This window comes from Spiroplasma endosymbiont of Ammophila pubescens (genome assembly GCF_964020965.1).
Taxonomy (GTDB): Bacteria; Bacillota_I; Bacilli_A; order Mycoplasmatales; family Mycoplasmataceae; genus Spiroplasma.
In genome coordinates, this window is sequence record NZ_OZ026611.1 from 172,027 (window position 1) to 184,253 (window position 12,227).

The 12,227-nt window shown below is 30.4% G+C and carries 14 protein-coding genes; all 14 read left to right on the top strand.

The window, feature by feature from the left end; genetic code table 4:
- Positions 1-4 precede the first annotated feature (4 nt).
- On the top strand, positions 5-3,757 hold the full coding sequence (gene rpoC / locus ABNT63_RS01010; protein WP_348736037.1) for a DNA-directed RNA polymerase subunit beta': 3,753 nt from the start codon (positions 5-7) through the stop codon (positions 3,755-3,757).
- Positions 3,758-3,890: 133 nt separating this feature from the next.
- Positions 3,891-4,313: a 30S ribosomal protein S12 gene (gene rpsL, locus ABNT63_RS01015; protein WP_126820749.1), complete on the top strand. Its 423-nt coding sequence runs from the start codon at positions 3,891-3,893 to the stop codon at positions 4,311-4,313.
- 25 nt (positions 4,314-4,338) lie between these two features.
- Positions 4,339-4,806 carry a 30S ribosomal protein S7 gene (rpsG, locus tag ABNT63_RS01020; RefSeq protein WP_348736038.1) on the top strand — a complete coding sequence of 156 codons (468 nt, stop codon included), beginning with the start codon at positions 4,339-4,341 and terminating at the stop codon, positions 4,804-4,806.
- A gap of 21 nt (positions 4,807-4,827) precedes the next feature.
- Positions 4,828-6,906, top strand: coding sequence for an elongation factor G (gene fusA, locus ABNT63_RS01025; protein WP_348736039.1), 2,079 nt, complete (start codon positions 4,828-4,830; stop codon positions 6,904-6,906).
- Positions 6,907-7,024: 118 nt separating this feature from the next.
- Positions 7,025-8,215, top strand: a complete 1,191-nt coding sequence (gene tuf / locus ABNT63_RS01030; RefSeq protein ID WP_348736040.1) for an elongation factor Tu — start codon at positions 7,025-7,027, stop codon at positions 8,213-8,215.
- 166 nt (positions 8,216-8,381) lie between these two features.
- The gene (locus tag ABNT63_RS01035; RefSeq protein WP_348736041.1) at positions 8,382-8,750 is read left to right on the top strand and encodes a hypothetical protein; all 369 of its coding nucleotides are present in this window, start codon (positions 8,382-8,384) and stop codon (positions 8,748-8,750) included.
- Positions 8,751-8,759: 9 nt separating this feature from the next.
- Entirely contained in the window at positions 8,760-8,885 is a 126-nt protein-coding gene (locus ABNT63_RS01040; protein WP_348736042.1) for a hypothetical protein, read from the top strand.
- A gap of 104 nt (positions 8,886-8,989) precedes the next feature.
- Positions 8,990-9,355 carry a hypothetical protein gene (locus tag ABNT63_RS01045; protein WP_348736043.1) on the top strand — a complete coding sequence of 122 codons (366 nt, stop codon included), beginning with the start codon at positions 8,990-8,992 and terminating at the stop codon, positions 9,353-9,355.
- Between the two features lie 18 nt (positions 9,356-9,373).
- Entirely contained in the window at positions 9,374-9,730 is a 357-nt protein-coding gene (locus tag ABNT63_RS01050; protein ID WP_348736044.1) for a hypothetical protein, read from the top strand.
- Positions 9,720-10,631 (top strand): hypothetical protein, encoded by a 912-nt coding sequence (locus tag ABNT63_RS01055; protein ID WP_348736045.1) that lies wholly within the window; start codon positions 9,720-9,722, stop codon positions 10,629-10,631. The genes ABNT63_RS01050 and ABNT63_RS01055 overlap by 11 nt, the downstream gene beginning before the upstream one ends.
- A 299-nt stretch (positions 10,632-10,930) precedes the next feature.
- The gene (locus tag ABNT63_RS01060; RefSeq protein WP_348734954.1) at positions 10,931-11,167 is read left to right on the top strand and encodes a hypothetical protein; all 237 of its coding nucleotides are present in this window, start codon (positions 10,931-10,933) and stop codon (positions 11,165-11,167) included.
- A 579-nt stretch (positions 11,168-11,746) separates the two neighbouring features.
- Entirely contained in the window at positions 11,747-11,905 is a 159-nt protein-coding gene (locus ABNT63_RS01065) for a hypothetical protein (RefSeq protein WP_348736046.1), read from the top strand.
- A 34-nt stretch (positions 11,906-11,939) separates the two neighbouring features.
- Positions 11,940-12,086 carry a hypothetical protein gene (locus tag ABNT63_RS01070; protein WP_348735108.1) on the top strand — a complete coding sequence of 49 codons (147 nt, stop codon included), beginning with the start codon at positions 11,940-11,942 and terminating at the stop codon, positions 12,084-12,086.
- 1 nt (position 12,087) lies between these two features.
- Positions 12,088-12,225 carry a hypothetical protein gene (locus ABNT63_RS01075; RefSeq protein ID WP_348736047.1) on the top strand — a complete coding sequence of 46 codons (138 nt, stop codon included), beginning with the start codon at positions 12,088-12,090 and terminating at the stop codon, positions 12,223-12,225.
- The last annotated feature ends 2 nt before the right edge of the window (positions 12,226-12,227 follow it).

Consider the following 12,227-nt stretch of genomic DNA (forward strand, 5'->3'; position numbering starts at 1 on the left):
AAAAATGATTGAAAATAATGAAAAAAATAATCGTATGATTAAAATCGGCTTAGCAAACCCTGATGATATTCGTAGTTGATCATATGGGGAAGTAAAAAAACCAGAAACAATTAATTATAAAACATTAAAACCAGAACGCGATGGATTATTTGATGAAAAGATTTTTGGTCCAACCAAAAATTTTGAATGTGCTTGTGGGAAGTACAAAAAATCAAAAAATAAGGGAAAAATTTGTGAACGTTGTGGAGTAGAAATTACTGAAGCGATTGTTCGTCGTGAACGAATGGGACATATTGAATTAGAAGAACCAGTAACACATATTTGAATGTTAAAAGCAGCACCTAGTCGAATTGCTTTAATTTTAGATATGAAAACAAAAGAACTTGAAGAAGTTGTTTACTTTGTTTCATATATTGTATTAGATGCTGGTGATGCAAAATCATTGAAACAAAAAATGGTATTAGATTTAGGAAATGCTAAAACATCAGCACAAACACGTCAACGATTAACAAAGACATTGCGTGAAATTTTAGATACACTAGAACCTAACACAATTGCTTATGAAGTGGGAGAAACAATGATTGAAGATTTAAAAAATACTTCATTGCCATTTTCAATGGATGAATGTGCTCAGTTCATTAATCGTCATACTAATGCACGATTTGGAATTGGAGCAGAAGCTGTTGAAGTATTATTAAAAAATCTAAACATTGATGATGAAATTGAAAAAATTAAGCAAGATTTAAAAGATAAAAAAACACAATTAGATCAAAATAAATTAATGAAACGTTTAGAAGTTTTAGATTCATTAAAAAAATCAGGTTCACGACCAGAATGAATGATTTTACGAGCAGTGCCAGTCATTCCACCAGATATTCGTCCAATTATTCAATTAGATGGTGGTCGTTTTACAACATCAGAAATTAATGATTTATATCGTCGAATTATTATTCGAAATGAACGATTAAAAAAAGTTAAAGCAATGGGAGCACCAAGTGTTATTGTTAATAATGAAAAAAGGATGCTACAAGAAGCTGTTGATGCTTTATTAGATAATGAACGTAAGGCACGACCAGTAACGGGAAAAGATAAGCGACCATTAAAATCATTAACAAGTATTTTAAAAGGAAAACAAGGTCGTTTCCGTCAAAACTTATTAGGAAAACGAGTTGACTATTCAGGACGGTCAGTTATTGCAATTGGACCTGACTTAAAAATGTATCAATGTGGGTTGCCACGTGATATGGCCATTACATTATTTAAACCGTTTGTTATTAGCAAATTAGTTAAAGATGGTTTAGCAGCAAATATTAAAGTTGCGGAAAAATTAATTTTAAATCAAGATGATAAAGTATGAGAAGTTTTAGAAGAAGTTATTAAGACTCGTCCAGTGTTATTAAACCGTGCGCCAACGTTACATCGATTAGGAATTCAAGCATTTGAACCAAAATTAGTCAAAGGAAAAGCAATTAGATTACATCCATTAGTAACAACTGCTTTTAATGCTGACTTTGATGGTGACCAAATGGCGGTTCATGTTCCAATTACAGAAGAAGCAGTTGCTGAAGCACGAAGTTTAATGTTAGGAAGTCAAAATATTTTAGGACCAAAAGATGGTAAACCAATTGTTACACCAACCCAAGATATGGTGTTAGGGAATTATTATTTAACATATGAAGAAAAAGGACAATTAGGGGAAGGAACAATCTTTAAAGATTTAAATGAAGCTGTTATTGCATATGAAACTGGAGCTGTTGTTTTACATGCTTTAGTTGCTATTCCTGTTGTTGGTTTTGTAAATAAAAAATTCAAGCCAGAACAAATGAAAGATTATATTATTACAACCCCAGGAAAAATTATTTTTAATCAGATTTTTAAAGAAGAGTTTCCATACTTAAATGAACCGAATGTTGAAAATTTAACAGCATTACCTGCTCGCTCATTAATTAAAGACAATGTTAATTTAGTCGAATATTTAGCGAGTTGAAAAGTTAATCCACCATTTAAGAAAAAAGATTTATCAAATATTATTGACCGCTACTTTAAACAATATGGAGCTAATAAGACTGCTGAAATGTTAGATAACATGAAAAATCTTGGTTTCAAATATTCAGGGAAATCAGGAGTAACAGTATCAGCAGGCGATGTTAAAGTTTACGATAAAAAACAAGAAAAATTTAAAGCGGCAGATCAAAAGGTAAAAGAAATTAATGATTACTTTAAAATGGGAATGTTGACCAGCCCTGAAAAACAACACCGCATTATTAGTGTATGATCAAAAGTTAAAGATAACATTCAAACTGAATTAGAACATGTTTTACGTGAAGACCCAAAAAATCCAATCTTTATGATGGCGGATTCAGGAGCACGGGGAAATGTTTCAAACTTTACCCAATTAGTTGGGATGCGGGGGTTAATGAATAATCCAAAAGGAGACATTATTGAATTACCAATTAAGTCTTCGTTCCGTGAAGGTTTAACAGTGTCAGAATTCTTTATTTCAACCCATGGGGCACGAAAAGGGATGGCTGATGTTGCTTTAAAAACAGCCGACTCGGGATATTTAACAAGACGATTAGTTGATGTTTCACAAGAAATTATTATTACAATGAAAGATTGTAATGCTCGTCGTGGTTTTGTTGTATCAGATATTATTGAGCAAAAACATGCTAACATTATTGTGCCATTATTTGACCGTTTAGTTGGTCGCTATAATTTAAAAGATATTAAATTAAAAAATGGTGAAGTTATTACTGCTAATACATTATTGACTGAAGAAGATAGTCGAAAAATTGTTGATAATGATATTAAGGAAGTTATTATCCGTTCTGTTTTAACTTGTGAAGCAGAAAAAGGTGTTTGCCAACGTTGTTATGGGAAAAACCTTGCTACAGGAATGGAAGTTGAAATTGGTGAGGCAGTTGGAACAATTGCTGCGCAATCAATTGGAGAACCAGGAACACAGTTAACAATGCGAACATTCCATACTGGTGGTGTTGCTGGGGGAGCTGATATTACCCAAGGGCTACCACGGATTAAAGAATTATTAGATGTAACCACACCAAAAGGATCAATTGCAGTTATTTCTGAAATTGATGGAAAAATTATTGATATTCGTGATGAAAGTGGAATTCATACAATTTATGTTAAATCAGATAGTGATGAACGAAAATATAAAACGCAATATAATGCTGTTTTAAGAGTTAAAATTGGTGACAAAGTTGCTCGTGGTCAAAAATTAACGGAAGGTTCAATTAATATTAAAGAATTATTAGAAGTTGCCAAAATTGAAGATGTTCATAATTATATTTTAAAAGAAGTACAACGAGTTTATCGTTTACAAGGAATTGAAATTTCTGATAAATATATTGAAATTATTATTAAACAAATGTTAAATAAAGTTAAAATTATTGATGCTGGTGATACTGAATTATTACCAGGAGAAATTGTAACAATTAAACGCTATCGTAATGAAACAATTAACGCTGTTCGTTCAATGAAAAAACCGCCAACAGCAAAACATGTTATTTTTGGAATTAAAAAAGCACCATTAGAATCTGAGTCATTCTTATCATCAGCGTCATTCCAAGATACAACACGAGTATTGGTTAAAGCGATTATTAAAGGTAAAGTTGATTGTTTAGAAGGTTTAAAAGAAAACATTATGTTAGGACATTTAATTCCGGCGGGAACAGGATTAAAAAATCCCAAAGATATTATTACGGCTGGAATTGCAGCAAAAGCTGAAGAATACTAAAAAGACCATTAGGTCTTTTTTCTTAGGAATATTTAGAATAAATCTTGACTTAATTTTTTGTTTTATGTAATATTATGTATGGATTGTATTCTTTGATACACTCGGATATGTGAAACAGAAAGGAGAAAGCTTAATGCCAACAATTAATCAATTAGTGCGTAAACCACGTAAAGATAAAGTGTGAAAAACAAAAGCTCCTGCTTTAAATAGAGGGCTAAACTCTTTACAAAAAAAACCTACTAATGTTACAGCACCACAAAAAAGAGGTGTTTGTACAAGGGTTGCAACAATGACACCAAAAAAACCGAACTCAGCGTTACGAAAATATGCTCGTGTTCGTTTAACAAACGGAATGGAAGTAACAGCATATATTCCTGGTGAAGGACATAACTTACAAGAACATAGTGTTGTATTAATCCGTGGTGGAAGGGTTAAAGACTTACCAGGGGTTCGTTACCATATTATTCGTGGTACTTTAGATACTGCTGGAGTTAATAACCGCCAACAAGGAAGATCACTATATGGAACAAAAAGACCAAAAGCTGCAAAAGCTTAATTAAACAAAAAGGAGGATTATTACGATGCGTAAACGCCAAGCAGAGAAAAGAGATGTTTTACCAGATCCAATTTATAGTTCAAAATTAGTAACACGTGCAATTAATAAAATTATGATTGATGGGAAAAGAGGAGTTGCTCAAACAATTTTATATGGAGCATTTAAGATTGTTAAAGAAAAAACAAAGACTGAACCGTTAGAAGTTTTTAATAAAGCAATTGAAAACATTACGCCACATTTAGAATTAAAAGTTCGCCGAATTGGGGGAGCTAATTACCAAGTTCCAATTGAAGTAAATGAAGATCGTAAAGTTACGTTAGAATTAAGATGATTAATTAATTATGCAAGATTACGTAATGAAAAAAGTATGATTGATCGTTTAGCAAATGAAATTATTGATGCTTCAAATGGAATTGGGGGAGCAGTTAAGAAAAAAGATGATACTCATAAAATGGCGGAAGCTAATAAGGTTTTTGCTCATTATCGTTGATAAAAAATAGAAAGGAAAAGAAAAATGGCAAGAGAATATTCTCTAGAAAATACGAGAAATATTGGAATTATGGCACATATTGATGCTGGAAAAACTACAACAACAGAACGCATTTTATTCCATACTGGGAAAATTCATAAAATTGGTGAAACCCATGATGGAGCTAGCCAAATGGATTGAATGGCTCAAGAACAAGAACGTGGAATTACAATTACTTCTGCGGCAACAACGGCGTTTTGAAAAAATATGCGCTTAAATATTATTGATACTCCAGGACACGTTGATTTTACTGTTGAAGTAGAAAGATCATTACGTGTGTTAGATGGAGCAGTAGCTGTTCTTGATGGACAATCAGGAGTTGAACCCCAAACAGAAACGGTTTGACGTCAAGCAACCACATATGGTGTACCACGGATTGTCTTTGTTAATAAAATGGATAAAATTGGAGCTGACTTTTTATACTCAGTAAAAACAATTCATGACCGTTTACAAGCAAATGCTCATCCAGTTCAAATTTCAATTGGAGCTGAAGACCAGTTTACAGGAATTATTGATATCGTTGAACGAAAAGCTTATCATTATGATGGAGCAGCAAACGAAGAAGCAAAAGAAATTCCAATCCCAGATGATTTAAAAGACTTAGTTGAAGAATACCGAATGAAATTAATTGAAGCAGCGGTTAACTTTGATGAAGAGTTAATGATGAAATACTTGGATGGTAATGATATTTCAATTCCAGAAATTAAAAGTGCAATTCGTACTGCAACATTAACTGGTGATTTTTTCCCAGTCTTTTGTGGAAGTGCTTTTAAAAACAAAGGAGTTAAATTAATGTTGGATGGGGTAATTGATTATTTACCTTCACCACTTGATATTCCATCAATTAAAGGTGTTCTAGAAGATGGGACTGAAGTTGAACGTCATGCTGATGATAGTGAACCATTTTCAGCATTAGCATTTAAAATTATGACAGACCCATTTGTTGGGAAATTAACATTCTTCCGGGTTTACTCTGGAGTGTTAAAAAAAGGAAATTCTGTATTAAACTCAACAAAAGATAAAACAGAACGTATTGGTCGTTTGTTAAAAATGCATGCTAATAATCGTGAAGAAACTGAAGTAGTGTATGCTGGTGATATTGCAGCAGCAGTTGGTTTGAAATTAACAACAACAGGAGATACGCTTTGTGATAAAAAAAATGAAGTAATCTTAGAATCAATGGTTTTTCCAGAACCAGTTATTAATTTAGCTTTAGAACCAAAAACAAAAGCTGACCAAGAAAAAATGAGTTTAGCATTACAAAAATTAGCAGAAGAAGATCCAACTTTCCGAACATGAACAGATGAAGAAACAGGACAAACAATTATTGCTGGAATGGGAGAACTCCACTTGGATATTTTAGTTGATCGAATGAAACGTGAATTTAAAGTGGAAACTAATGTTGGAGCACCACAAGTTTCATATCGTGAAACATTTAAAGATAGTGCTGAAGTAGAAGGAAAATACATTAAACAATCAGGAGGACGTGGACAATATGGACACGTATGAATTAAGTTTGAACCAAATCATGATAAAGGATTTGAGTTTGTTGACGCAATTGTTGGTGGAAAAATTCCAAAAGAATTCATTGGTTCAGTTAAAAAAGGTTTAGAAGAATCAATGCAAACAGGAAAATTAGCAGGATATCCAATGATTGATATTAAAGCAACATTATATGATGGGTCATACCATGATGTCGATTCATCACAAATGGCTTATGAGTTTGCCGCTAGTTTAGCTTTAAAAGAAGCCACTAAAAAATGTAAACCAGTTATTTTAGAACCAATTATGGCTGTTGAAGTTACTGTTCCAGAAGAATACTATGGGGATGTAATGGGAAACTTATCTTCACGTCGTGGTCAAATTGAAGGAAATGATCAACGTGGAAATGCCCAAGTTGTAAAGGTAAAAGTTCCATTATCAGAAATGTTTGGATATGCAACTGACTTACGAAGCTTTACCCAAGGACGGGGAACTTATACAATGTTGTTTTCACATTACCAAGAAGCACCAAAGTCAATTACCGAAGAAATTATTAAAAAAGCAGGAAAATCAACAGATTAATTATTACACAATGGTTTAATCTACCATTACTAAAAAAAGATTGCAAAGTAAAAAGAATTAATTTACAATAGTTATGGCATTTGTCTATTAATTAAAAATATAGGAGGAAAAGATTAAAATGGCAAAACAAAAATTTGATAGAAGTTTACCACACGTAAATGTTGGAACAATTGGCCACGTTGACCATGGTAAAACTACTTTAACAGCAGCTATTACAACTGTATTAGCTAAAAAAGGATTTGCAGAAGCCCAAAAATATGACAATATTGATAAAGCTCCTGAAGAAAAAGAACGTGGGATTACAATTAATACTTCACACGTTGAATATCGTACTGATAAAAGACACTATGCGCACGTAGACTGTCCTGGACATGCCGATTATGTTAAAAACATGATTACAGGTGCTGCACAAATGGATGGTGCGATTTTAGTTGTTGCAGCAACAGATGGGCCAATGCCTCAAACAAGAGAACATATCTTATTATCAAGACAAGTTGGTGTACCAAAAATGGTTGTTTTCTTAAACAAATGTGATATGATGGATGGCGATACTGAAATGATGGATTTAATCGAAATGGAAGTTAGAGATCTATTAAGCGAATATGGTTTTGATGGTGAAAAAACACCAGTTATTAGAGGATCAGCTTTAAAAGCTCTTGAAGGTGATGCTCAATGAGAAGAAAAAATTATGGAATTAATGAACGCAATTGATGAATGAATTCCAGAACCAGAAAGAGATACTGCTAAACCATTTATGATGCCAGTTGAAGATGTTTTCACAATTACAGGTCGTGGAACAGTGGCAACAGGTCGTGTTGAACGTGGAATTGTTAAAGTTAATGAAGAAGTTGAAATCGTTGGATTAAAAAATGAAACTAAAAAAGTTGTTGCAACAGGTTTAGAAATGTTTAGAAAATTATTAGATGATGCTAAAGCTGGAGATAATGTTGGGGTTTTATTACGTGGAGTTGATCGTAGTGATGTTGAACGTGGGCAAGTTATTGCTAAACCAGGTTCAGTTAAACCACATAAAGAATTTAAAGCACAAGTTTATGTTTTAACAAAAGAAGAAGGTGGACGTCATACACCATTCTTCGGAAACTACCGTCCACAATTTTACTTCCGTACAACGGATGTTACAGGTTCAATTAAATTACCAAGTGGTGTTGAAATGGTTATGCCAGGGGATAATGTTGAAATGACAGTTGAATTAATTGCCCCAGTTGCGATTGAAGAAGGAACAAAATTCTCAATTCGTGAAGGTGGACGTACAATTGGTGCCGGAACAGTTGTTTCAATTAGTAAATAATAACATTAAAAAATAACTCTCTTTGAGTTATTTTTTTATTAATTATAATTAATCTTGTTTTTATATTTTTTTTCTTATATAATATTAGATAAGTTCTGAAATGAGTAGTAACAATGGGATATAATCCAACAGTTAATAATGCGGAAGTTCCAGCAACAAGTAGTTTTTGAGGAAAATTCTTTGTATAATTAGTCCATCACAGTTTTTATATGAATCACCAGCCAAGGCTAATGTCTTAACTGGAGTTATTAATAAATTACAGCAAATTAGTGATACAGTCTCTGGAACATTAGATCAAATTGTTGAGTTTGTTAAAAATGCCAAAACAGTGACAGAGGCTGTTGCAAAAAAAGTTGCTACATCATTACAAACTTTTGTAAAAGGTGGTACAAAGCATTACAATCATAATGGTAAAACATTTACGAAAGAAGAAGTTTTAAAAACATTAACACCAAGTATTTTTCAAAATTCATCATTATTTACGATTAATGCTGATGGTTCAAAAATTACAGCTAATGTGTCAGAACATGAATAAACGGATAAAATGTTTGCAGCACCAATTGCACCAATTTTGGCAATAATTGGAAAAATTGCAAATGGAATTCAAGTTGTAAAAGCAATTTGAGATATGGGAAATTTGTTATCGCCATTAAAATATGTTACATTTTAAAATTTAAAATATGATGGCAAAATTTTGCATCCCATGTTTAAATTGTTCCATTTTTTTCAAATAATAATATTTCAAATGACCCAAAGCAAAAAGAATTGTTTTTAGTGTTAGGTAATTTGTTTACTGAACGTGAAAAGGCAATTAAATATTTAAAAGAATATATTATTAAAAATCCAAGCATTTTTATTAATACAAGATATTTTTATATTAATGTAATGGGTAAAAATGAAACTGATATTTTTGCCGTTAATATTGATGACCCATCTGATGGACAAAAAAATTTAGATAAATTTGTTAAAAAAGTTTTTGATAAATATTTTGCAACATTTGGTCTTGATTTATATTTTGATGAAATTGATGGATGATTTAATAATTCAATTGATGCTGTGAAAAGTATGCAAGAAAAAATTACAAATGATCAATTTATTATTAAATATAAATTTCGTGATATCAAAGGAATTGAGTGATAATATGATACTGTTGTAGAGTTGTTAGATGAACAACGAAGTTATATTCAAAATACATTATTAGAAAGAAAAACGATTTTATCAACTGATTTAATTAAAACAATTAATTATCATCAATTAAACGAACAATTAGATATAACTAATAATGTGTATGGGGTTTTATTTAATGGGAAATATTATTATTTTTATACTTTGAATGATGCGCTAACTTATTTTTACAACAATATTGATATTACCTTCCATTCTGATGTTGTAGCTAACTATTATGTCTATTTTGATGAACAAAAATTTAGTAATAAGTCAGATTTTTATAAATGAATTAATGATAATACCCAATTAGTAAAAGGAAATGGGGAGGTATATCAAAATGAGACCTAATATCTTAAAATTTATTTTACTAACAACAGTTGTAACATCAACATTTGTTAGTAGTATGGCACCAATGTTTGATAATGAAACAGAGCAAGTTATTTCGCCACGTGATGCATTATTTAAAACGATTAAAGCAACATCAACTATGGCAAGAACAAAAACAAAATATAGTTATGATAACCATACCTTTTATTCACAAAATGATTTAAATAATTATATTTTTCAGACTAATAAAATTGAAACAATTGAAACGGCATCTAATCCGGGCAAAATAATCCAAGATTATCAATATCGTACATTAGATGCAAGTAAAATTTATGATACTAATTTTGACAATTTTCAATTAGTATATCGTGATGCATTTGGTAATGTGGCATTAACACAACAAGTAGCCTTAAATACATATACACATGCTGGTTTAGTTAAACCACGTTATAGTTATGATGGCAAAGATTGATTTGATTCACCAGAAGAAGTAAAGAATGGTTTTGTTTATAAAGGTGGCTTACGAAAGTCATTATATTATGATATTGATGGGTATTATTATAATGTTTTTAATAAGGATGATCAGAATAAATTGTTAAATTCATTAACAACTGGATATCATTTAAAAGCATCAAAATTTACCAATTATTTAGATGTTTATGGAACAAAAGAAAGTTTAAAAAATATTATTCAAAATAGTTTTGAAACAACTTGAACAAGTTTTTCTGAAATATTTCCTATTAATTATAAAAATTATTTAGAAACAGTAGTATCACATAAGAATTATTTATCACCGGGAAGCAGAGACATGATATCTGTTACACATAATGGTAAAACAAACAATTATTATCATGGTGATACTTTTGTTCTTGATGATATTAAAAATGAAAAGTTGGTCGCATGTAAAAAAGAAGGATTTTAACAAATACATAGAAATTGAATAAGAATAATAATTAAACCATTTACTAAAATGGTTTTTTTATTTGTAAAACCAAAATTATTAATTGATTCAGAGAAAGGACAGCATTTTAAAATCTTAAAATAGAAAATTTTATTACAACTTTTTGATACCCTCTTTAAGTTGTTTACACATTTATTAAATATATTAGAAATCTTTACAAAGTGTACCTGTTTTTTCTCTAATTTTAAGGTGTTGTCCTTTCTCTGTTTCAGTTAATTAATTTGCTAATAAAAAAACTTAATAAAAGAAAGGAGTAAGTAATGAAAAATAAGCAACAACAAATTTGTGATATTGATAACTGCTATAAAACAATATCATTTATTACTGAAGAGTTTTCATCAAATAAGGTTTTATGAACTTGTGAAAAACATAAAGATTTATTAAATCGGACAAAAAATAAAAAACAAAAACGATTTTATAAACGCTTAGAAAATTCAAAAATTATTTTTGATTGAGAAACGGGTTTTTTAAAACTTAAATTTTATAAAACAATTTAATGCAGTGTGGTACTGTTATTTTAAATAACTAAGTGCTTTCATAAGAACATGAGTTTAAACTCATTCCCACCAGAGGCGGTCTAGCCCAACGGTAATCAGTCTGGAAATAATAGACGCTTTAACAAGCGATAGTCGTGATAAGTGCGAGGTCAACATCGAACGACAATAAAATAAAGAGGTGATCACATTATAAATAAATTTGCGATTAGCATTAGGCTCTTCAAGGTGCGAGTAGATTTATTTTAAAAACTAAACGCTTTGACCTGAAATGGTGCGGATGAAGAGGTGTATATACACGGCCTAACAAATTTACAAACAACTACAAAATGTAGAACATTGTAGTACTTTGTAGTTAATTGTCAACCTATTAATTGTCGTATTTCACATCATAAAAAGCATTATGATTTGCAATGTTTAGAATGAGCTAAAATGTACTTAAATTTATTTAAAGACAAGTGAGATGTTATTGCTTCTTATATGCAATATTAAAAAATTAACGATATTTTAGATTTAGCATCAGATGGTTGAAAAATATTACAAATCGACCAAAAAATAAAAGGAATAATTTAGGAGGTAAATATGAAAAAGTTAAATAAAATTTGTCTTAAACAAAAATATTGAGGTTATTGTTTTAAATGCGATCAAAAAAATAAATTACAAGAATTAATGCTTAAAAGTTATTCAGTATCATTTGAAGATATGACTGATGAACATTGAACATTAGGTAAACAACATTAGGAGGAATAATTATGGAAAAAAATACTTATTAGTAATGAAATATGAAAATGAAGTTCTAACTAAATCGTTTTATACATTAAAAGAAGCAAAACTTACTGCTAGTGTTGAAAATGAAAATGAATGATTAACAACAATTATTGATTTAGAAAATGAAAATATTAAATGACAAGGATGTGAATAATATGTATAAAGATGAAGATGGAAAAGTTTATACCGAAGAAGACTTATTTAATGAAGCATTAGAAGAATGTCATTCAGAAGAAAGTGCTTATTACTATATTGATAGTTTAATTGAAGAAAAGAATTTGGAGGAAATTTAATA